A 23,089-nucleotide genomic window follows, 5' to 3' on the forward strand; every position below is an offset into this window, starting at 1 on the left:
CCCTCAAGTTGAGAACCTCGGATCTTGAACATAAGGTTCTTTTCTCATTTTAATCACCTCAAGGGTAAAACACCCAAATTCTTCCACTACTTTGGCATATAAACGATAAATCCCCTTTCCCCTGAAGCTGTATTTTTGCGCTACCTGAGGAAACAACACAGCATCAAAAATATCTCCTTGCTGATCTAAAAATGTCGCAAAGTACATCATATCACCCTTGATTGTACGCGAAGGCTTAATGGTAACCAAATAACCATAGATATCCACATGTCGATATGTCCGGGTTTTAAAATCCATCGCTACACGTTTATTTTCAACGGGATTCAAAAGAAGCGTAAAAGGAGATGCTAGACAAAAGCCTAGAAGTTCAATCTGATCAAAGGCTGCCTCTAAGGCCGTAGTTTTCAACTTTGGAATAGTATGAGAAGACCGGCTTATAGCAAAAAGACGCTGCTGCGCTTGAAAACGCGGTAAGTGTCCCAAAGAAAAATGCGCCTTCCATAGCAACTCATATTTATCAACTCCTGTAAAGGCAAAAGCTCCAATACGAATTAAGATCGAAATTGATTCTATAGAAATTGTTACCCTATCAAGAAAATCTTCCAAAGACAAAAAATCTCCTCCACGGTTGCGTTGGTTTAAAATCCGTAAGCTTACCCTATTTTCAAGTTCCTTTAGATTCCCCAGACCCAGATAGAGGTCTTTCCCATAAATCACATTCTCAATGCGACTTCGATTAATACACGGCAAGTGAATACGAGCACCCCGCATCCGAGTCTCATGAATATAAATCTCCTTTTGATAAAATCCACCTCCGTTATTTAAAACAGCAACCATATATTCTAACGGAAAATAAGCCTTCAGGTATAAGCTTTGATAACTTTCCACCGCATAGGAAGCCGAATGTCCTTTGGCAAAACTATAACCAGCAAAACTTTCAATTTGATTCCACACCTCTAAAATAACTTTTTCTTCATATCCCTTTTCTCGACAATTGGACATAAATTTTTGTTGTACATTCTCAAATTCATTACGACTTCGGTACTTTCCACTCATTCCTCTACGGAACACATCGGCCTCAGCTAAGCTTAAACCCGCAAAATAATGCGCTACCTTAATAACATCTTCCTGATAAACCATAACGCCATAAGTCTCTGGCATTAATTCCAACAACACAGGATGCGCTCGCTTTGCCCGAGAAGGGTCACGGTGCCTAAGAATATACTCCCGCATCATTCCACTTTGAGCTACACCAGGACGTATCACTGAACTAGCCGCTACTAGTGTCAAATAGTTATCCACCTTTAGTTTCTTCATCAAAAGACGCATCGCAGGAGACTCGATATAAAAACACCCTAAACTTTCACCAGATTTTAATAACTGTTTAATCCGTTTATCTTTCTTCAATTTAGGGACCTCATGAATATCCAACACTTTCGCCTCTGGCTGGTTGTATCGAATCACATCCAGGGCTTCTCGTATTTTAGAAAGTCCACGCTGTGCGAGGATATCAAATTTATAGAGCCCCACATCCTCAGCAATATGCATATCAAATTGAACCGTCCTAAAGCCTTTAGGCGGTAGAAAAGTTGCTGAAAAACACTGAAGTGGTTGTTCACTTATCAGTATACCAGAGGAATGCACGCTTACATAATTTGGAAATCCTTCAATGAGACTCCCGTACTTTAACACCAACTGCGAAGAGGTATCGAGCTCAGAGGCATTAAAGTCACCCTTGCTCAACTTATCTATTTCCTCTTTAGGCAGTCCAAATACCTTTCCTAATTCACGCACTACTCCTCGGTAATTAAAAGTGACATAAGTTCCCATAAGCGCGACATTTTGAAAACGGTTAAAGATATAATTGGTAACATCCTCTCTGTCCCTCCAAGAAAAATCAATATCAAAATCGGGAGGACTGCTACGGAAAAGGTTTAAAAAACGTTCAAAGTACAAATCCAACTCCAACGGATCCACATCGGTAATCCCTAATAAGTAAGCCACAATACTATTTGCTCCACTCCCCCTGCCTACGTGAAAATACCCTTTAGATTTCGCATAGGTAACAATATCCCAGTTGATCAAAAAATAAGCAACAAAGTCCATTTTATAAATCAAATCCAACTCTTTTTCGACACGTTCCAAGGCAAAAGAGCTATCCTCAGGATATCGGTATGAAAGATTTTCAAGGCACAGCGCTCGCAATTTATCACAGTCCTCCTGCCTTGTATTAAAATAGGTTGCTTGATTCTGCATTTTAGTCTTTGGACTAAAGTCAAAATGAATGTAGCAATCCTGAAGTAGGTCTTTGGTGTTATTTAAAATAAAATCATAGTCCTGAAAGGCTAAAGAGAGCTCCGAAACAGACAACATTCTCTGATCCATAGAAGCGACCTGTGAAGAAGCAAGCTTGCTGAGCAACGTATTGTTATCAATGGCACGAAGCAATCGATGCGCATTAAAGTCCCTCTTATTCCTAAAGGTGACTGGTTGCAGAACAACCAGTTTATCCCGATAATGAAGATATCCTGAAAAAGGAAGCTTTCGCAGGTCACTTACAGAAACCCCTATAAATTCATGCGGAGCAAAATCAGTAAGTCCCATCAACAACACCTTCTCCAAAGGGTATACAAAATAGGTCTCTTGTAAATTGGGTGCCCGCTCCGGGAAGTCTTTTTTTTGATGTAAATGCAGGGATAAAAAATCATTTAACTGTTTATATCCTTGATTGCTTTTTGCAATGCCTACATAAAGTTGTTCTACCTGGTTTCTAAAATCAATTCCCACAATAGGACGGACTCCAAATTCAGGAGCCTTTCTAATAAAATTAAGACAAGCGGAAGTATTGTTAATATCGGTTAGGACCAATTCTTGAATCGCATTTTCCCGAGCCAAGTCAAGTAAATCCAATTCAGAAAAAGTCCCAAACCGAAGACTGTAATAAGTATGACAATTCAAATACATTATTGTTTACGATGTGCTAAAATGATAGGTGGTTCACCACTAAATGGATTGGTCATCCTTCCAATACTCCTTACGCCCATTGAGGCCGCTCTGATAACACTTCGGTCTCCATAACGCTCTCGTATCTTATCCAAGGCTTGATAAAGGCGTATGCTTTGTTGGGTATCATCAAAAAGGTTAATCTGATAATGCCCGTGAACCAGATGTGTGAAGCGCACTCCAATAAGACGAACAAGTAACCTTCTATTATACAATTGATTAAAAAGATCCTGAATCGCAGGAATTAAAATATGATCGGCACTCGTATAAGGAATCTTCATTTGTTTAGAGCAGGTTTGAAAATCGGAATACCGGAGTTTGACACTCACACAAGCGGTTAACTTCTCACCTCTTCGAAGCTGAAATGCCAGATTCTCAGTCATCGCTGTAAGAATAGATCGCAGGCGGTAAACATCTATGGTGTCACGATCAAAGGTTCGCTCGGTAGATATAGATTTACGCTCCGAGTAAGGAGTAATAGGAGTGTTGTCCACTCCATTAGCTCGATTCCAAATGGTCAATCCATTTTTCCCTAAAACAGTGGAGATCATATCCTTGGGCATTTCCTGCAGGGTTTTTATCTGTTTAATCCCAAGGTTGCGAAGGGTGAGATAGGTCTTATCCCCAACCATAGGGATTTTCCTAATAGACAAGGGAGCCAGGAAAGGTTTTTCTAAACCAAATCCAACTTTCAATTGATTGTTCGGTTTCGCTTCTCCAGTGGCTACCTTCGATACAACCTTGTTTACAGAAAGTCCAAAAGATATGGGTAAACCAGTCTGATTAATAATTCGTTTTCGAAGTTCAGAGGCATATTTATAGGAACCAAAAAACTTATCCATTCCAGAGAGATCTGCATAAAATTCATCAATCGAAGCCTTTTCAAAAAGAGGCACCCCTTCTTTAATGATTTCAGTAACAAGCTCAGAATGTTTGGTATACGTTCCCGCATTACCCTTAATCACAACAGCTTCAGGGCATAAGTTTCGAGCCATTTTCATGGGCATACCACTATGTACTCCAAAAGCTCGAGCTTCATAACTACAAGCAGCTACCACACCTCTATCAGAAACTCCTCCCACTAGTATTGGACGCCCATTTAAGCGAGAATCTAATAAACGCTCTACAGAAACAAAGAAAGTGTCCAGATCAAGATGTAGAATCGTTCTATTCATAAAATTGGAATATTTCCAACAAAATTATGGAATATTTCCAAATTCAGCTATTCTATGCTGTTAAATTTATGTATCAAATACGCCTAGGGTGACACTCAATTTAAAACGAATATCACTTGAGAGAAAGAGCCGATTCAGGCACAAAATCAAGACTGATCGAATTCATACAAAATCGTTTATAGGTCGGTGGCGGACCATCATTGAAGATATGGCCAAGATGAGCATCACAACGTCCACAAAGCACCTCCACACGCTGCATTCCAAAAGAATTATCCTCTTTATAGGTTACGCTATTTTCTCCAATGGGTTCGTAAAAACTCGGCCAACCACAACTACTGGCAAATTTAGCATCTGATTTAAAAAGTGCATTTCCACAGGCCGCGCAATAGTAATGTCCTTTGGCATCGCTATTCCAATATTTTCCAGTAAATGGACGCTCGGTATCCTGCTCCCTTGCCACAGCGTAAAGATCCTCTGGTAATATTTTTTTCCATTGCGCATCGGACACCGCTATCTTAGTAGTATCAGTGGTTGAATAATAAGGATTGTTTTTGTGTCCTCTATCTGTTGGCGGGTTTTGAGCATAGCTCCCTGTAGCTGTCAAAGTAACTAAAATACTTAAAATGATTGCGTTCCCTATCATGGCCTCATTTTTTTAATTTGTCTTTAAAAATTTCTTTAAACCTTTCCAGCTCCGGCTGAATTACGTATCGACAATAACTTTGATCTGGATTATTCTCATAGTACTGTTGATGGTAATCTTCAGCGACGTAAAATTTTGTAAATGGATTTATTTGAGTAACGATCGGTTTATTATATAACAATTGCTGCGTTAAGGCATTGATATAATATTCTGCTTTTTCTTTTTGGGATACATTGTGATAGAAAATTGCGGAGCGATACTGAGTTCCCACATCATTCCCTTGACGGTTGAGCTGTGTGGGGTCGTGCGATAAAAAGAAGGCCTCCAATAATTCATCATAGGAGATCACACGAGGGTCATATACAATATTACAGGCCTCTGCATGCCCTGTGGATCCCGTTAACACCTGTTGGTAGGTTGGGTTGTTAAGGTGTCCTCCTGTATAACCAGCGGTTACCTTTAAAACTCCTTCTAATTGTGAAAATTTAGCCTCCACACACCAGAAGCAGCCCGAGGCGAATGTGGCCGTATCTCTTTGTTGTATCACTGCCTTGTTGTATGGTAAAACCAGCTCCTTAGATAAGGGACTTGCGGCAGCACCCGAGATACTATAAAATAGTAGTGCTCCCAATAAAAGTAATTGATTTCTCATGGTTTGAAGTTTAAGAGTTCTTCGAAAAAAAAATTCTGATTTGCTTTAAAATACAAACCAACACTCTTTTATCACAAGCACCAACTATCATACCAATCTGATACTATTGACACCCATTAACAGAATCAAAAATTTCAAAAGGAAGCTTTTAATAAATAACTTTTTACATCTTACAGTTTAATTTCAAACAAACACCCTGATGCATTGCTATGGTGCCATTCCTTACACGCATTATTAAAAAACTCATATCAAAATCCTTATTAACCAACTGACACCACTGATGACAAAGGTTATTACCAGATCAACAACGCCAGAAAAGGGGATGAAAAAAACAAGCGCAACTCGCGATCAACCTTCCATCCAATCCGATTGTGGAATCACCCCAACGCTTAGTCCTGAAGCAAAAGCAGAGCCCACCCAATTGTTTAAAGCCATTATGATAATACGCTATAAAGACACCCTAGCGCATCGATGAATTACTCCCATCGTTTTCTTTTTTATCATCATTTAAAGCCGTCATTTCACCAATCGAATACCAGCGAATTGCCACCTTTGATGGGACTTAAAAAAGTTACGATACGTGATGCGACTATGTCCCTTGGGAGTAGCTACACTGGCACCTCGTAAAACCATTTGATCCACCATAAATTTTCCATTGTATTCACCAATGGCTCCTGGTGCCTTTTTAAATCTAGGATATGGTAAATAAGCACTTTGAGTCCATTCCCAACGATGCCCCCATTGCAACGATTTACTAGCAATCTCCCATTGAGCCTCTGTTGGCAATTCGCTTCCCTTCCACGCTGCAAAGGCAGCAGCCTCATAGTAACTCACATGGCAAACCGCCTGTTTACCTTCCATTTGTTTTAGGCCATTTAAACCAAATACCATCCATTGTCCATCCATAAAATACCAGTACAAAGGAGCTTTGATATTATTAGTGTTAATCCAATCCCAGCCAGCGGCATGCCAATATCTAAAATCCTCATAACCTCCATCTTCCATAAATTCTAGATATGCTGCATTGCTTACCGGGTAAGTATCCATTTCGAAAGCATCCAAATATACCTGATGTCTTCCTAGCTCATTGTCAAAACAGAACCCCTCCCCTTCAAATCCGATTTTATAAACACCTTGGGAAACACTCACACTCTTCTGTTGTTCCACTACAATTTCATCGAAGACCTTTTGATCGCTATACACTGGAAAAAGAGGATTATGCCCGAGAATATATTTAATATCCATGAATAAAAGCTCCTGATGCTGTTGTTCGTGATGTATTCCGAGCTCTAATAAATCTTTCAGTTTGCCATCTATGTTAACATCCCGGAAAAGTTCACCCATGTGATCATCTACATAGTCCCTATAAGAATATATTTCAGATACCGAAGGTCGACTCAAGTTCCCTCTATGGGTACGAATAACCCGCTTACCTACGGTCTCATAATAGCTATTAAATACATAATTATACTTAGAATCAAACAATTGGTAACCTGGTAAATAAGGAATAAGGATGAAGGTCTCGAAAAACCAGGTCGTATGACCTAAGTGCCATTTTGGAGGACTGACATCGCCAATTGGTTGAACCACATAATCCTCTATTTCTAAATAAGAACAAATGCTTTGCGTTTTCTTGCGAACGATTTCATAATTTTTAACTAATTCCTCAATGTTGTTTTTTATGCCTGTAGTTGACTTCATAACCTTTAATTTAAAACCTTTATCCCATTTTTTCCCAGATCGCATCTACGAACCATTCATTGGAATCCATTATCATGCCGAGGGTTTTAAAACCCGTTGTTGCTGCTAAATCTCGGATGCCATTAAGATCATATTTTTGCGAAATTTCCATTTGGATAACTTCATTCTTTTGAAAATTTACTTGACTCTCCCCGATGTAGACCTGCTGCTGTTTTAAACTCACTAAATAACTTCGACATGCGCCAGTAATAGGATCATATACAGGATAGTGTTCAAATTGATCCATCAAAAAATTGGCACCAAGCTCTCGATTGATTCTCTCCAATAAGTTTAAATTAAATTTAGAAGTAATACCGGATTGATCATTATAAGCTGCCAGCACTTTTTTCGGATCCTTTTTCAGATCAAACCCAATCAGTAAGCGGTCTTTCGGGTAGAGGATGGATTGTACTTTTCTACAAAACTCACCTGCCTGAGAAACCTCCATGTTTCCAATATTAGCCCCGAGAAAAAGTACTACCTTTCTTCGATTGGTTCCTTTACAAGCCTTCGGTAGCATCTCCATATAATCACCCTGAAAACCTTGAATGTTTAATCTCGGCAATTGAGCGTTCAAGGATTCAGTCAAATAAGTTAAAGCTGATTTTGAAATATCAATAGGTATATAAGTGAAATTGGAATTGTTGTGAACTAAATAATCCAGCAAATGCCTTGATTTAAAACCATCGCCAGCTCCCAATTCAATGAGATCAAAGCGATCGTTATCTTGCGTGATGAGCTTGGATAACTCCTGGGTTTTATGTCGAAAAATATCCAATTCACAATCCGTTAAATAATATTCTGGCAACTTCATTATTTCTCTAAACAATTCAGTGCCAAGGTCATCATAAAAGTATTTTGGTTGTAATTCTTTTGGACTTGATTGTAATCCATCCAACACATCCTTCTTAAATTTTATAACGGAATCTTTCTCTGTTGCCGTTGCAATCGTATGTAACAAACGCCTTTCCACTTTTAATGATACTTTTTCTTACGTTTCCTTCCTTTGTAAATTTTTCTGTATATAAAAATACGTATTTTCTTACATTATAAAGTTCGTTATCCAATAGCCTTTTGTGCTTTACCTTAAAATCAACCATTTAAGTCACTACAGGTAGCATAAAATAGCCTTAGGGAAAAAGCTGTTGTTTATTAATGTCTTAAAAACACGATCGAATACTTTAATTACCGTTTTAAGAAGGTGTATTTAAATTAACCTTTCTCAATAAGAGGCATGAGTTTAGTTCCAATAAGCTCAATTGCATCTAACAATTGCCCATGGGTAAGGCCCGCATTATCCATTTGGAAGGTGAACCGGTCGATCCCTCCAAGGGCCTCACTGTGTCTTAATAACTTCTGCGCAGCTTGCTCTGGATTCCCCACAACTAAAACCCCTTTGGGACCTATAAGGGTATCGAACTGTGGCCTAGTTACCGCAGGCCAGCCCCGTTCCTTACCTAGTTTGGTCCACAACTCCGCATATCCAGGATAATAATCTGCGATAGCTTTATCCTGTGTTGCTGCGATATAACCAGGTGAATGGAGTCCCACTTTTAACTCCTCGGAGGAAAATCCTGCCTTTGTTCCGGCCTCACGATACAAATCAACCAGCGGACGAAAGCGTTCTGTTTCTCCTCCAATGACCGCTACCATTAAGGGAAGACCCAAGGAGCCAGCACGTACAAATGAACCTGGGGTGCCTCCCACCCCTAGCCAAATCGGTAGTTTCTCTTGCAATGCTCTTGGATACACAGGTTGATTGTCCAGCGCTGGCCTAAACTTTCCGCTCCAAGTGACAAATTCCTGATCCCTTACCTGAAGTAACAAATCCAATTTTTCTGCAAAAAGCGCATCATAATCATTGAGATCAAATCCAAAAAGAGGAAAAGCCTCCACCGCAGAACCCCGGCCCACTACAAGCTCCGCTCGGCCTTTAGAAATTAAATCAAGCGTCGCAAAACGCTGATAGACCCGAACAGGATCATCCGTACTAAGTACCTTTACTGCACTGGCAAGACGAATCCTATTTGTCCTAGCAGCTGCAGCAGATAAAATAACCGCAGGAGCAGAATCCAAAAACTCCTTTTTATGATGTTCCCCGATACCGTAAACATCGAGCCCCGCTTGATCTGCTTTCACAATACGATCAAGTAACTGTTCCATAGCATCCACACTCCCAAGCTTCCTACCATACATCGCAGAGGCAAAACTATCAATTCCTATTTCCATGTGTTTGATTTAACTGTTTTGTAAAAACATTTTACAAGCTAGTGGTACTACTTCATAAAACAGTATACCTTCTCATGGAAGATACAAAATTCCCCTTACAAAGAAACCATCGATTTAAAATAAACTAAAGACAAGGTCACTACACCTGGACTCACTAATGCTTATCGATGGAACAAGTTGATCATAAAATGGAAAGGTTCTATTGCGAAGATTCCATAGCGATGAAAAATAGTAACGCAGCCATTGCGGTGACAAAGAGCAGTACAAAAGGGCGTAAAAAACTGCCTTTTTATTGCCTGTTCATAAACAACCCATCCGCTATTTCTAATGGATGGGATTGTATGTTCATATAATTTCTGATTATTCTACAAGACTTTTTAAAGCAGATCCGAAGAAGAAGTAACTGGTGTTACCGGCAATAGTTCCCTCGTTTTGCCCCCATAAAAATGGCCATTCATCATAATTCTCAAAATGATCAGGCTTTCTAAATAACACTCCTGGTGCTACATTTCCTGGAATAAAGGAAAAATCTGCACGATTGTTTCCATAAAAAACAGCTTTTGGACGGGTAGCGCCAACGGTAGCCACAAAAGAATAATTATGGTAAGGATGACACCCAAATAACCAACTTGCCGCTTTATACGCGTGGTAGGATTCAATAATTTTAGGAAAATATTTATTAGCCCATATGACATTGGTACCAAAGCTCTGTATCGCTCCATTTCCTGCCCAATTACCAAGTCCAATTGGCACACCATAAGGGTTATCCTTCTCTAAATTCAAAATATAATCCTTGTATTTCAACACATAAGGTCTTAGTTTTTCTTTAAATCCTTCATCCATATGAGGAATTCCTTGTAATGCAGTAAAGATTACAAAACTTACATTCTTATCGAGCGCTGGCCATAAAAGCTCTAAGTATTTATCCGCATATTGTTGTTCGCCAGTGGAGATAAACAATTGTAGATTAGTAGAAACATCAGCAGCTCCACCTCCCCATCCAAAACTACGTGTATCAGGCTTTTTTTCAAGTAATTCCGTTGCTTCTTTTAGAAGCCTTTTGGATTGCACCAATGCTCTATCAGCAAGATCCTCATTATACCCTTCTAAAGCTCTAGAGACAGAGGCAAACATGGTTGCAGCTCTCAAATCACGGGAAGCGTCACGGGAGGTAAAAGCCCACATATCATCCTTTACCCCACTTGATTTTCCATCAGCAGCAACCTCATAAGGTCCAAGGTCTGGATTATACGGAAGCCCATCGGTAATAGAGGCAGCATCCCCGAGGTGGTGGTAGTTGTAAAGCACCGAATTGGAAAGCGTTTGAGCCATATGACCAAGGATTTCTGCCTGTGCAACCAATTGCTGAGCACCATGCTCAATAAACTGAAGCATATCTGGCACGCCATCTGGTCGATTCAGTTCTACATAACGCTGTTCTTGATCTACAAAAGTTTGATCTCTTTCAGGTTTAAAACTCTCCCAGATCCTTACAAAGTTTTGAACAACACTTATATTGGATCCTGTCTCAATATCAAAATCCCCTGCGTCAAAAAATCCACCAATGTTTAAACCTGGAATCAATTCTCCCCCCTTGTATTCCGTATCGGTGGTTGGTCCTTGCCAATGTAGATCAAAGTGATCCGTATTCGGTGGTGCTTGTCGATAACCTTCTTTAAATGGTTCACCATGCCATACTCTATACCCTTCTCTTACAAACATATGATTCATATGAATTGGAATCCAATTATCACTTGTTGCATTAGTTATCTCATCATATACGCCATTATCAATGAGAAAGTTATTAGTTTTAACATCCCCATATTGGATATAATAAATTCCTGGAGTAGTTAGCGCGGAGAAATCAAATTTCGCATATTGATACTTAAAGTAATCTCCCCATAGTGCTACATCTGCTGTAAAAACGGTTGAAGTACTTCCATCGGTATTAATTCTAATGATGGATGCAGTGGGCTCCACTTGATCGTTTTTATCGAGCTCAATTACGGATACCTTTGGCTGATTTGGAAGATAACCTACTTGAGAGAACCCTATATTCGGTTTTCTTACCCATCCTGGGATCGCATTAGGTTCAATGGTCCACCTTAATACCATTCCCGTCTTACCTGTGGGAAGTACACTGCGAACAACATACCAACCGTTCTGTGCTAGAGCACGGCCATCAAATACTAATAATTCCGCACCCTCAGAGGTGATTTTTACCCTGCGCTCTGGATCCTCTGGTGCCATTAAAAGGTGATGTCCAGTCTCAAGCGGAAGCGCTTCGATAAATCTACCTGTTCCTCTGTCATCGGTTGTGCTGTACCCTTTAAACTGTTTTAGTTTTTCGCTATTAGGCTTGGTGGTTGTTGACCCCGCCACATATCTTGAAAAACGATTCAAACGCCCATCCATGAGATAGGTTTTACTCCAATAGCTCGAAGGAAGGAATTCCAAATTAAACCCAGCTTTCCCCTCAAGTATCTCTGGCACTGGCTCCTTGAGGTAAACAGAGAGTTCCAAAGCATCCCCTTTAGCCGTTACCACTATCTTAGAATCAAAGTCGTAATCTTCATATCGCAAAACAGCTTCAATACTTTGCGATTTCTTATCAACCTTTCGATTCAATACCACTGGCACCAAATCCCATTGTTCAGGGGTATTGGAAAGTCTAACGGCGCCACCTTGGGCCGTTCTCACCCCATGCATAATGATCTCTATTCCAGCATTCTTTTCATCGTTAAATCCACCATTAAAAACATTGCTGTATACTAGAAAATTTAAACCTTGTTTTTCAAAATATTCAAGGTCATTTAATTGTAGTTCTTGTCCTTTGATCTGTAATGGTACAGCTATAAAAAGTAGTACAAAAGACAAAAGTAATAACTTCTTCATTGATTTGTATTAGATTAACATTAGTACTAATTCAAGCGCTTAGATCAAAGATCTAATTCAGGCTTGATAAAACTCATTAACGCTCTGTCATGGTTATGTACAATCTTACTCTGGTTATCAAAGTACATTGTGTTACCATTTTCTTTGGTATAAGTATCCCATTGCGGTAATTTACCTGGCACATTCGGGTTGCCCGTTTTAGCGAAATTCAGCCAAGCGTCGCTCATTTTATCTGCTAAGGCCCAAGCCTCTTCGGTATCGCCTGTCCAACCTGGCCGTAAATCCACATTATAGAACGCTAGTGGAATATCTAGTCCATGAAAAGAACCTTTAGAGGCGTTATCCACTTGACTTTTCCATGCTAAAAAATAAACGTATAATGGTGCAGAGGATTCTTCAGCTCTTGCATCAGCAGTTCGAATGGTAAAGGGCCTAAATACCGTATCTACCGAAAGTAAATCTTGAGGAGTGTAGTCTGGATATGCCTCTGCATATAACTCGAGGTACTTATTTGTTTTCCCCCCATATGTTTTTTTCAAACGCTCTTTGGCTTGTTCTAAGGTGAGATCCTTTTCACCGTAAACCGTTGGCATGAGCTCATTAAGAGTACTTCCAATCAGCAGTGGAATATCCTTTGACATTTCAGGAAAGCCAGGACTAAAGGGTTGTTGAACTAGATCAACGCCATCTTGTGATGGAGCAAAGCCAAACATCTGAGGGGATCCAGGTTTTCTCTCTCCATTGATCTGGGCAACGGCCTCATGACCAGCTTTTACCAAATCAGCATAGTCTACGGTTTTTATTTTATCGACCTCTTCTAGAGAAATTTCCAATTTTTCTAAAACCGCTAATCCGAGCTCTTGTGATTTTTCTTGGGTCATTACATTTATAAGAGTTCCACTTTGAATAATACTTTTATGGAAGAGTCCTTTTGCAGCAGGCATCCCCATTAAGGTACCAACTTTACCTCCGCCACCAGATTCACCCAGAATAGTCACATTGTTTGGATCACCACCAAAAGCAGCAATATTTTTTTGAACCCACTCCAAGGCCTTAACTACATCAAGCATTCCTACATTTGCAGAATGAGCATATTTTTCATCTGCTGCGGATAAATCTAAAAATCCTAGAATATTCAAACGATGATTTACAGATACCACAACGACATCTCCTTTATCTGCTAGGGATTTACCATAGGTCATAGGGTCATTACTGCTTCCTACAAAGAAACCGCCCCCATGTAACCAAAACATCACTGGACGTTTTTTGTCATCCGATATTCCTTGTGTCCATACATTGACACTAAAGAGCTTTTCCTCATCCATATTGGATTCATCAATCCACTCCACAACCTGTTTGGCAACAGGGCTAAATTCATTGCAAGGCCTAACATCATCCCAAGGCTCAGGATCTTGAGGTGGCATAAAACGGTCAGCTTGGGCATATGGAATTCCTTTAAAGGCATAAACACCTTGGTCTAAGGTTCCTGAAACCCTACCTGAATTGGTTTCAACTGTTGGAATTCCTTCTTCCACAGTTTTCTTTTTTAGCTGGTCTTTACATCCCGTAAAACAGAAGAACGACACAGCTAGACTGCTTAAAATAAGATTTTTGAAAGTTTTCATGTTTATTATTTATGGTTAGTAATAGTAAATGGCGTGCTTAAGGCAATTAATTATACCCCACCATTTCAATCGATCTTAAAATCACTTATAAAAATGATTTATTTTAATTAAAAGGGGAAATCCCTAGAATTAAAGGCACTGGCGGATCTCTCCCTATTTGTTTTTCTATTTGCATACATCCTTATTCTAAGTTTGAAGGAATCGCACTTAACTGAAATTAGAATAAAAGACATACCTGCTAGGGAAGAACTCTTTTTAGAATTCCCTGTGCAGGACAACGAGTAATGTATATGAATTTGTGTTTAGCAATTAAAGAGTAATGACTACGCAAGAACTGACGTATTCATCTTGAGCATAAACTTATCCAAACTCACAAATCACCATGTCAACTTTAAAATTCAGACTCCATCGTCCGTAGACTGGGAGTGCGATTTTCTTTTTTGAAATAGATAGTCGGCTGGGATTTATGTACTATAGATATAGCTTACAACCACAGCTTGAATTCTAAATCAAAAAGATATGGATGCTAGTTTGGATTGATATTATATATGTAAAGAACACACTTTAATTTGAGAAAAACTAATCATTGCTTTAAAATTTCTTGAGTAATAACAGTATAAACTCTTAACAGGCAGGTTTAAAGCCCCATTGATTATAAGGCCATTTTAATAGCAAATCAAGCGGCAGGTGCAAAAAAAATAATGTAAATAGTTCAATCATTCTTTTCCATATTGTGAAAAAAACCACAAAAAAAAACATCACGCTCTTCCTTGCGAATTACAAACGGCCAGTTTTTGGTTAAACGGTCCCCTTATCACCAAAAACGAGATAAATACTAGGAGATCCAAATAGACTTAATATTTACAAATTCATGGATTCCATAACTTGATAGCTCCCTTCCATAACCACTATTTTTAATTCCACCAAATGGTAGTCGAGGATCTGAAACCACAAGTTTATTGACAAAACTACTTCCTGCCTCAAGTTGTAGGGCTATTTTTTCACCACGCTTCTTATTGGAAGTAATCACCCCAGAACCAAGACCAAATTGAGAATTATTCGCCAATTCGATGGCATGTTGCTCATCCTTAGCACGTACCACTGAAGCCACTGGACCGAAGAGTTCATTATCAAAAGCTTCCATCCCTGGAGTTACATCCGCTAATATGGTTGCAGGATAATACGCGCCTCTACGCTCGGGAATACTCCCCCCGATAACCAGTCGTGCCCCTTGAGCAATACTTTTCTCTACTTGCTGGTGTAGTTCATCCCTTAAGTCAACTCTTGCCAAAGGGCCATAATAGGTAGATTCGTCCATAGGGTCCCCCATTAAAGCGGCTTCCATCTTTTTACTTAAAAGTTCTAGAAACCTCTCATAAACCTGATCTAACACAATAAAACGTTTGGCAGCTATACAGGTCTGTCCATTGTTCTGCAGCCTTCCAAAAGTGGCTAAAGTCGTCGCCTGGTCAAGGTCAGCATCATCTAAAATCAAATAAGCATCGCTTCCACCGAGCTCCATAACAGTTTTCTTCAAGTTTGCTCCAGCTATCGCTGCTACCGAACGTCCAGCGGCATCACTTCCAGTTAAGGTAACAGCGACCACATTTGGATTTTCAATAACCTCTTTAACTTCTTTGGAACCTATATTAAGATTGGTAAATACGCCATCGGGAAATCCTGACTTTCGGAACGCCTCTTCCAAAGCCAAAGCACAGCCTTGTACATTGGTGGCATGTTTTAACACTCCAGTATTTCCGGCCATTATTGCGGGTGTTGCAAAGCGTATCACTTGGTAAAATGGAAAGTTCCATGGCATTACAGCTAGAATCACGCCCATGGGCTGAAATACAACATAGCTTTTTTGCGCTTCTGTTTCCACTGCCCTATCACTTAAAAATTCTGCTGCATGGTCCGCATAATAATGACAAATCCAAGCACATTTTTCAATTTCCTTCCGAGATTGAACGATGGTCTTTCCCATTTCTCGGGTCGCTAACTGAGCATACATTTCTTTATTGTTTTCAAACTCATTCCCTAAGGCGTTAAATAGCCTTGACCGCTGCTGAAAACTTGTACTTTTCCACAATTTAAAAGCAGTCTGGGATTGTTTTAATTTCTCCGCAGCCTGCAGGGCATCAATTCTGATATATTCATCTATTTTTTCTCCCGTAGCGGGATTAATCATTGTTACACTTGCCATATTCGCTGTTTATTTGATGTTTTTTGAATATTCTTTTATCAGCACGTTGAGTATTTCATGATTTAAGGAATAGTCTACCGCCAAATCTATCAGGTGTATTCCTGAAGAGGTTAAAGCTGTCCCTAGTTGCTCTTTAAATTCTTCCACTGAGGTTGGACGGTACCCATTTAACCCGAAACTTTCGGCGTATTTTACAAAGTCTGCATTGGTATAACTCAATCCAAACTTGGCAAATCCATCATCCTTTTGTTTCCATTGTATCATTCCATAAGCGTTATCAGTTAAGATAAGCACCACAAGGTCTAGATTCAATCGCTTGGCAGTCTCAAGTTCTTGTGAGTTCATCATAAATCCCCCATCTCCATTTATGGAGATCACTTTTTTATCTGGGTATAGTTCCTTTACCATAATAGCCGATGGTAAACCAGCTCCCATGGTTGCCAACGCATTATCGAGTATTAGACTATTCTGTACATAGGCAGGATAATTCCTGGAGAACCAAATTTTATACATTCCGTTGTCTAGGGTAATTATACCATCGTCGGGCAGGGTATCTCGCACAATCTTAACGACCCGCTGTGGTAGTACTGGAAAACGATCGTCCTGTTCATATTTGGAAAGATGCCCAGCAATATTTTCTTTGATGCCTTGAAAGAATTCCGTGTCCCAACTCATGGCTATCGGTTTCAATGCAATGGTTAGTTGGGTTATGTTACTAGCGATATCACCAATGATATTGAGTTGCGGGAAATAAACTTGGTCGATTTCTGCAGGGAAGAAATTCAGATGAATTACTTTACGATTTTGGCTAGGATGCATAAAAAATGGTGGTTTTTCAATGGTATCATGCCCCACATTTAAAATCAAATCGGCCCCGTCTACAGCTTCATGAAGAAAGTCATCGTCCGATAAGGCTGCCGTTCCAAGGAATAAAGGGTGGCGCTCGTCTATTATCCCTTTTCCCATTTGGGTATTAAAAAAAGGAATCCCGATAGTATCCACAAAAGTAGTTAAAGCCTCACTAGCTCTTTTTCTATTAGCACCTGCTCCAATTAACAAAATAGGCTTTTGGGCTTCTTTAAATAATTCCAAAGCTTGATTTATGGTTTCATCCCCTGCGATAGGAATTTTATAATCAACTACATCAAACAACCTTGGTTGTTCCACCTCCTCTTTTGCAATATCTTCTGGGAATTCAATATGGACCGCACCAGGGCGCTCTTGTTGGGATAATCGAAATGCTTCTCTGATCACTGCAGGAATATTGCTGCTATGGGTGATCTGTTTGGTATACTTGGTCAAAGGCTGCATCATCTCAACAATATCCAAAATCTGAAACTTCCCTTGTTTACTTGTCTTAATCGGTTTTTGCCCGGTTATCACCACCAATGGCATGGCACCTAACTGCGCATACGCTGTTGGCGTCACCAAATTAGTGGCTCCAGGCCCCAAAGTAGCCAGGCATACCCCAGGTTTACCTGTCATACGTCCATAGGTAGCAGCCATAAAACCAGCCCCTTGTTCATGCCTGGTTAAAACAAATTTAATCGTTCCCGACTTACGGATGGATTCTAAAAAATCTATATTTTCTTCTCCTGGTAGACCAAAGACGTACTCCACTCCTTCATTTTCTAAAGCCTTTATAAACAGATCTGATGCTTTCATTCTCAACTAATTGTTTTGATAATGGTCTTCTAGGCACTATGGCCAAATCACTATTAATAAAGCAGGAGCGTTTAGTTATGTTAAAGTTAGTGATTTTTTATGTGGATAGGTGCTCAGAAAAATAGAGATTTCAAAATCCTCCAGCCCTAGATGCTTTTTTAGTTTTTACTGGAACTCACTCAAGCCTTTAGGGATTGCTAGAAATTCTTTTTAACAGAGGCCTTAAACCAAAAGAAACCAATGCACAGAGAACACTTAAGATGACAAAGACAATAAACCCACGGGCATAACCTATTTCACCATATGCATCAACGAATAAACCTAATATCGGTATTATAATTAAAGTACCTGCGCCTCCCACTCCGCCGATCCAACCGGAGGCACCTCCTACTGCATCTGGAACATACTTTGGCACTAGACCAAATACAGCCGCATTGGCCACACCCATTCCTGTCCCAATGACAATCATCCCAATTAAGGAAAGATAAAACGAGGAAGATAGGCTTAATATTAAGGCTCCAATAGCCATAACGGTAAAACTTATACCAGCCATGGTTTCACCGCCATACCTGTCCGTTAGTTTACCACCGGGCACTCTAATGATGGAACCGTAAATGGTAAATATGGCAGCCAATAGCCCTGCGTTTAGTATATCCATTTTGTGAAACAAGGTCCAGTAGGTAGGAAACCAAGCGGTGAGTGCCGTAAATCCACCGCCAAATGAAATGGTATAGAGAAACACCAAAATCCAGGTTTTATTGTTAGAAGCAGATTTTTTAAGAGACCCCCAAGTACTTCCAGAAGGAAAGACATCCTGACCCAAATCAGCACCTACTTGTTGTGCTACTTCATCTGTCTCGCCTTGCTTTTTAAGTTGAAAATAATACGAGTCCATCGCAAACCAAGCATATACTATAGTAGTGAAAATTAAAAATAATAGCCAACTTAGATATGCCGCAGCTAGTCCAACTATACCAATTAAAACGGGGATCATGTAATTTAAAATACCAGGACCTATATTTCCAAGTCCTGCATAAATTCCAAGGGCATAGCCCTGTTTTTCCTTTGAAAACCAATAAGAGGTTTTAGGAGCCCCAACGGTAAAGGTGGCGCCACCTGCCCCTCCAAGCACTCCTAAGAAAAGTAGCAATGGAAATAGGCTAGCATCAAACTCATCTGGGTAATACAAGTAAAGCATACTTGTTACCCCAGCCAGACCAATGATGCTGCATAATAGTAAAATTAAAAATGGCTTTTTTCCACCCACCTCATCTACCCATGCGCCAAATGGAATTCTTAAAAGAGCTTTACTTAGATGTGGAGAAGATAATAATACTCCGAGAGCTGCCCCTGAAAGCCCCAAAGCTTCTTTGAATTCCGGTCCTGCCGCTCCATAGAGAACAATCGTTGTTAGACCTGCAAAAAGACCGAGTGTAGCAGTCCATAATCCCAAGGTTGGCGATCCAAGTAATCCATACTTTTTCTTAAGTTGTTTATGCATTTAATCTGTTTAGAACTTTAAAAGTAAAAATTAAATGAATCCTAAAAAATTCTCAAACAAGAAAATGCGAATATAAATCTCAGAAACAACTGGTTAAGTATCAATTACTCCCGATGGTATTACCATTGTTAATCCCGCCTTTAATTAAAGCGTGCTCTGAATTCCATGGGGGATTGATTGGTCTTTTTCTTAAATAACTTGCTAAATGATTGCGAATGCTCAAAGCCTAACTCAAAGGCAATTTCACCAATAGACAAATTTGTAGTTGATAGTTTTTCTTTGGCATTTTCAATGAGTTTCTGATGTATGTGTTGTTGCGCGCTTTGACCCGTAAGGGTACGAAGCATATCACTTAAATAACCTGGTGAAATTGATAAATTTTCAGCTAGATAGTTCACCGAAGGGATGCCCTTATGTATGGTTTTTTTATCATTAAAATAATCGTTCAAGATCTGCTCCATTTTCTCAAGCAAAGTGTTATTGACTACTTTACGGGTTATGAATTGTCTTTTATAGAATCGATTCGCATAGTTTAGAAGTAATTCTATTTGAGAAATGATCACATCTTGACTAAACTCATCTATACAGTGACTTAACTCATCTTCAATAATCCTTAAAAGTGAAAGAATAATACCTTTTTCCTTATCAGATAAATGTAAAGCCTCGCTGGTGTCATAAGAAAAATAGCCATAACGCTTTACGTTGGTAGCAAGCGGGTAATTGAGAAAGAAATCTGGATGAATTAGCAAGGTTATTTGCCTACTAACACACTGCTTTTCGGCAGTATCTACCGATTGATCATGACCAATTATTTGGTTGGGGGCGGCAAATAACATTCCTCCATCCTGGAAATCAAAATAAGTCTGTCCGTATTTAACGGTCCCTCCCAAATTGGGTCTGAAAGATACTTTGTAAAAAGTTAGCATATGAGCGTACTTTGGAGGGTCATAGTTCAGCCGATGATCAATCCCATTAATTAGTGCAATAAGCGGATGCTGCGGAGCAGGCATACCAAATGCCTTCATGGCTTGTGTTAAAGATGTAAACTTCTGTGGTATATGAGCATTTTTCTTCACTTTAAAAATGGTGGTTTTTATTAAAAATGTAATTCTAAAGGTAATTAAATATTTTACTTCTTTGAAAAACACAGCTAATACAATAGGGATTATATCAGCTGTATATGAAAAAAGGGTTAGCCCTGAGCTGCATTCGAAATTTCCGCCCAATCCTCCCAAATTTTTAAACGCTCAAAGTACGCTTGGCGAATTTCTGGCAGATTATATCGGCCTAGGGATAAACGTAAAGGGGGGGTATCACTATCAACAATTTTAAATATAGCCGCTGGTGTTGCATTCGGATCACCTTGAATTAAGTTGCTTTTCATATCATCAAAAAATTCCTTTTTATAGGCATCATAGATGCCTAATCCTTCTGCAATATCCAGTGACTTTTGGCTTCCAAATTCTGTGGCATAAGCTCCGGGTTCTACAATGGTTACATTAATACCAAATTGTTTAATTTCTTTTGCTAAACTTTCATGAATCGCTTCAAATGCCCATTTAGAAGAGCAATAATATCCGATTACAGGATAAGCCAAATGACCAAGACCGCTAGAGACCCCCAGAATATGCCCATATCCCTGTTTACGTAATATGGGTAATGCAGCTTGGATTACGGAAACAGGGCCTATTACATTTGTTTCATAAAGTTTTCGAATAGAAGCTATATTGGCCTCTTCGATAGTGCCCACAAGTGAATATCCAGCATTGTTTAAAATAACATCCAACTTACCAAAATGAGCATAAGCAGTTTGCACAACTGAGACTACTTGGTGAGGTTTTGTGACGTCTAGTTTAAGTGTTAATACCTTGTTTCCATACCTTTGCTTGAAGTCCGCAATACTTTCTGGATCCCTAGCCGTGGCAGCAACCATATCACCACGTTTTAATATCGCCTCTGTCCATATACGCCCGAAGCCTCTTGAAGAACCTGTTATAAGCCATACTTTCACGGTGTTTTCTCTTTGATTTTTCATACTAAAAAGTTTAAATAATTATTAGAGGTACAAAGTTTAAAAACCAGCACCCCATTATTGTAGTTTAAATGTGGAAGTTTGTAGCCTAAACAAGGATGAGCCAAAGACTGAGGCTAACGCTGCCTCATTTAAGTGTATATAACTGAAGGAATCTTTAAAAATCAGTGCTTACATGAGTTTTATTTATAGTGTAATTGGCCGATCAATCTTCGTATCATTTCTTGGAGGATTTAAAAAAGTTAACCAATTGTAGCCTATCCCGTTTTGTAGCCTTCCCTAAAAATTTAATGTCTCTCAAATTGAGTTATGAAAACACTGATTGGTAGAACTCTAGGAGGTTAATTGGTTCGATTTTCCCTGAAAAATTGACTTTTAATGGAATCTCATTTCGAACCGCCCGAGTGAATTGTAGCCTTCCCTAAATAATAATGGTTACAAAAAGCCATGCAGTTACTTAAAAACACCAACCAAAGGATACCAGACATAGCTGATAATATTGGGTACAAGAGTACATCCAGTTTCTACAACGCTTTTAAGAAAAGATTTGGTCTTACACCCAGAATGGTTAGAAAAAAAGCTTAAAACCTCTATTACAAATTTTCCTTAAAAAACTCCTAGCTGTGATATAAAAAGGTTTATATAGATGCCCATTTTAGTATTATGGGTACTAAAATATGTTTTTTTTTAACCAAATATTGTCTTGGAAATTATACAAGTTTAATATATTTTTAGGCTAAATCAATTTAAAAAGAGGACAAAAAATGACATTCATAGCTATTTTGGGGTTATGTATAACCATTGCAAGCTTTCTTTTCGGAGATGGGCTTCTTGATAAATACGTAAAGAAAATAAGGCGCTCATACTCAAACGCCCAGCGTAAGACTTCAAATAGGGAAATGGGCGGAAGAGGGATGGTTAAAACCAGAAATGGTAACCATATTTGGAAAGCTAAAAAATTCATAGATGTTACCAAAAATGCAGAAACAGAAGATCTAATTTATAAAGAAGGATTTATACGCTTTAATATATACGGAGAAGAAAGCTTCCTTGTGATATAGTAATACAAATCCTTGGATTCTATCTGTAGAAACGAGATATAAATTAAAGTATTTCATTCACATCTTGCCTTCCGACTATCGCCATTATTTCTATGATATTGCTATTAACTTTATAATAAATACTGTCGGAACCGCATACACAACGCTTGTATCCTTCTTTTATATAATCGACAGCTTCAAATGAATAAGGGCGCTGTGCTATAATTTCAAAATATCCAAAAAAAGAAGCAAAATATTTATCTGCCTGATCCATGCCAAATTTTCGGACACCGTAATGATGGATCCGTATTAAATCCTCTTTTGCAGTATTACTTAATTTGTAATTAGCCATTAAACAAGGACTTGGATTGCTTTAATATTTGTTCTTTACTATCCTCAGTAAATCCACTTTTTTCAGCTTGTTCCAACTTTACTCTTAACCAGTCTACTTGTGATTGTTGTTTTCTGGCTTGCCTTATCAAATCGTTAACAAGTTCACTTTTACTGGAATATTCTTTACTATCCACCTGGGCCTTTAGCCATTCATCATTGGGTTCTGTGAATGATATACTTTGTCTTGACATAATTTTTTTGTTTGATTCAAAATTACACCAAAAACGAACCACGTGCAAATTTGTCGAACATTTCTTTATCAATTACAAATGGAAAATTTCGGAGCCATTACC

Annotated in this window: 20 protein-coding genes; 4 read left to right on the plus strand and 16 right to left on the minus strand. The window is 39.0% G+C overall.

Features of this window, described 5'->3' with window-relative positions; translation table 11 throughout:
- Positions 1-3 precede the first annotated feature (3 nt).
- The 4 genes from VKY50_RS09690 to msrA all read right to left on the minus strand — a co-directional run bounded on the left by VKY50_RS09690 (position 4) and on the right by msrA (position 5,473).
- Positions 4-2,964: a DNA polymerase III subunit alpha gene (locus VKY50_RS09690; protein WP_324301295.1), complete on the minus strand. Its 2,961-nt coding sequence runs from the start codon at positions 2,962-2,964 to the stop codon at positions 4-6.
- Positions 2,964-4,178 (minus strand): DNA polymerase IV, encoded by a 1,215-nt coding sequence (gene dinB / locus VKY50_RS09695; RefSeq protein WP_324301297.1) that lies wholly within the window; start codon positions 4,176-4,178, stop codon positions 2,964-2,966. Before dinB ends, VKY50_RS09690 begins: the two co-directional genes overlap by 1 nt.
- A 112-nt stretch (positions 4,179-4,290) precedes the next feature.
- A complete protein-coding gene (gene msrB, locus VKY50_RS09700) occupies positions 4,291-4,821 on the minus strand; it encodes a peptide-methionine (R)-S-oxide reductase MsrB (RefSeq protein ID WP_324301299.1) in 531 nt (176 codons plus the stop codon).
- A gap of 4 nt (positions 4,822-4,825) precedes the next feature.
- Positions 4,826-5,473, minus strand: a complete 648-nt coding sequence (gene msrA, locus VKY50_RS09705; protein ID WP_324301301.1) for a peptide-methionine (S)-S-oxide reductase MsrA — start codon at positions 5,471-5,473, stop codon at positions 4,826-4,828.
- 280 nt (positions 5,474-5,753) lie between these two features.
- Between msrA and VKY50_RS09710 the strand changes: the two genes are divergently transcribed.
- Entirely contained in the window at positions 5,754-5,948 is a 195-nt protein-coding gene (locus tag VKY50_RS09710; protein ID WP_324301303.1) for a hypothetical protein, read from the plus strand.
- A 41-nt stretch (positions 5,949-5,989) separates the two neighbouring features.
- Here VKY50_RS09710 and egtB read toward each other — a convergent pair whose 3' ends face one another.
- From egtB to VKY50_RS09725, 3 genes are all read right to left on the minus strand, one after another.
- Entirely contained in the window at positions 5,990-7,174 is a 1,185-nt protein-coding gene (gene egtB / locus VKY50_RS09715; protein WP_324301305.1) for an ergothioneine biosynthesis protein EgtB, read from the minus strand.
- Between the two features lie 19 nt (positions 7,175-7,193).
- Positions 7,194-8,174, minus strand: coding sequence for an L-histidine N(alpha)-methyltransferase (gene egtD, locus VKY50_RS09720; RefSeq protein WP_324301307.1), 981 nt, complete (start codon positions 8,172-8,174; stop codon positions 7,194-7,196).
- Between the two features lie 251 nt (positions 8,175-8,425).
- Complete coding sequence (locus VKY50_RS09725) at positions 8,426-9,442, minus strand: LLM class flavin-dependent oxidoreductase (protein ID WP_324301309.1); 1,017 nt, start codon at positions 9,440-9,442, stop codon at positions 8,426-8,428.
- Between the two features lie 167 nt (positions 9,443-9,609).
- Between VKY50_RS09725 and VKY50_RS09730 the strand changes: the two genes are divergently transcribed.
- Positions 9,610-9,795 carry a hypothetical protein gene (locus VKY50_RS09730; protein ID WP_324301311.1) on the plus strand — a complete coding sequence of 62 codons (186 nt, stop codon included), beginning with the start codon at positions 9,610-9,612 and terminating at the stop codon, positions 9,793-9,795.
- A gap of 7 nt (positions 9,796-9,802) precedes the next feature.
- On the opposite strand, the gene VKY50_RS09735 is transcribed toward VKY50_RS09730, so the two are convergent.
- The 7 genes from VKY50_RS09735 to VKY50_RS09765 all read right to left on the minus strand — a co-directional run bounded on the left by VKY50_RS09735 (position 9,803) and on the right by VKY50_RS09765 (position 21,366).
- Complete coding sequence (locus VKY50_RS09735; RefSeq protein WP_324301313.1) at positions 9,803-12,337, minus strand: cellulase N-terminal Ig-like domain-containing protein; 2,535 nt, start codon at positions 12,335-12,337, stop codon at positions 9,803-9,805.
- Between the two features lie 44 nt (positions 12,338-12,381).
- Positions 12,382-13,962: a carboxylesterase/lipase family protein gene (locus tag VKY50_RS09740; RefSeq protein ID WP_324301315.1), complete on the minus strand. Its 1,581-nt coding sequence runs from the start codon at positions 13,960-13,962 to the stop codon at positions 12,382-12,384.
- Positions 13,963-14,797: 835 nt separating this feature from the next.
- Positions 14,798-16,165: an NAD-dependent succinate-semialdehyde dehydrogenase gene (locus VKY50_RS09745; RefSeq protein ID WP_324301317.1), complete on the minus strand. Its 1,368-nt coding sequence runs from the start codon at positions 16,163-16,165 to the stop codon at positions 14,798-14,800.
- Between the two features lie 9 nt (positions 16,166-16,174).
- Complete coding sequence (locus tag VKY50_RS09750) at positions 16,175-17,830, minus strand: acetolactate synthase large subunit (RefSeq protein ID WP_324301319.1); 1,656 nt, start codon at positions 17,828-17,830, stop codon at positions 16,175-16,177.
- Between the two features lie 187 nt (positions 17,831-18,017).
- Positions 18,018-19,331, minus strand: coding sequence for an MFS transporter (locus VKY50_RS09755; protein ID WP_324301321.1), 1,314 nt, complete (start codon positions 19,329-19,331; stop codon positions 18,018-18,020).
- A gap of 140 nt (positions 19,332-19,471) precedes the next feature.
- Positions 19,472-20,557, minus strand: coding sequence for a helix-turn-helix domain-containing protein (locus tag VKY50_RS09760; RefSeq protein WP_324301323.1), 1,086 nt, complete (start codon positions 20,555-20,557; stop codon positions 19,472-19,474).
- A complete protein-coding gene (locus VKY50_RS09765) occupies positions 20,524-21,366 on the minus strand; it encodes an SDR family NAD(P)-dependent oxidoreductase (protein ID WP_324301325.1) in 843 nt (280 codons plus the stop codon). Before VKY50_RS09765 ends, VKY50_RS09760 begins: the two co-directional genes overlap by 34 nt.
- Before the next feature lie 444 nt (positions 21,367-21,810).
- Between VKY50_RS09765 and VKY50_RS12730 the strand changes: the two genes are divergently transcribed.
- Positions 21,811-21,948: a helix-turn-helix domain-containing protein gene (locus VKY50_RS12730; protein ID WP_414652319.1), complete on the plus strand. Its 138-nt coding sequence runs from the start codon at positions 21,811-21,813 to the stop codon at positions 21,946-21,948.
- Between the two features lie 179 nt (positions 21,949-22,127).
- On the plus strand, positions 22,128-22,424 hold the full coding sequence (locus VKY50_RS09770) for a hypothetical protein (protein WP_324301327.1): 297 nt from the start codon (positions 22,128-22,130) through the stop codon (positions 22,422-22,424).
- Between the two features lie 43 nt (positions 22,425-22,467).
- Here VKY50_RS09770 and VKY50_RS09775 read toward each other — a convergent pair whose 3' ends face one another.
- Complete coding sequence (locus VKY50_RS09775; RefSeq protein WP_324301329.1) at positions 22,468-22,755, minus strand: type II toxin-antitoxin system RelE/ParE family toxin; 288 nt, start codon at positions 22,753-22,755, stop codon at positions 22,468-22,470.
- Entirely contained in the window at positions 22,748-22,987 is a 240-nt protein-coding gene (locus tag VKY50_RS09780) for a ribbon-helix-helix domain-containing protein (protein WP_324301331.1), read from the minus strand. Before VKY50_RS09780 ends, VKY50_RS09775 begins: the two co-directional genes overlap by 8 nt.
- Between the last annotated feature and the right edge of the window lie 102 nt (positions 22,988-23,089).

The organism is Galbibacter sp., assembly GCF_035306585.1.
In the GTDB taxonomy this organism is placed as follows: Bacteria; Bacteroidota; Bacteroidia; order Flavobacteriales; family Flavobacteriaceae; genus Galbibacter.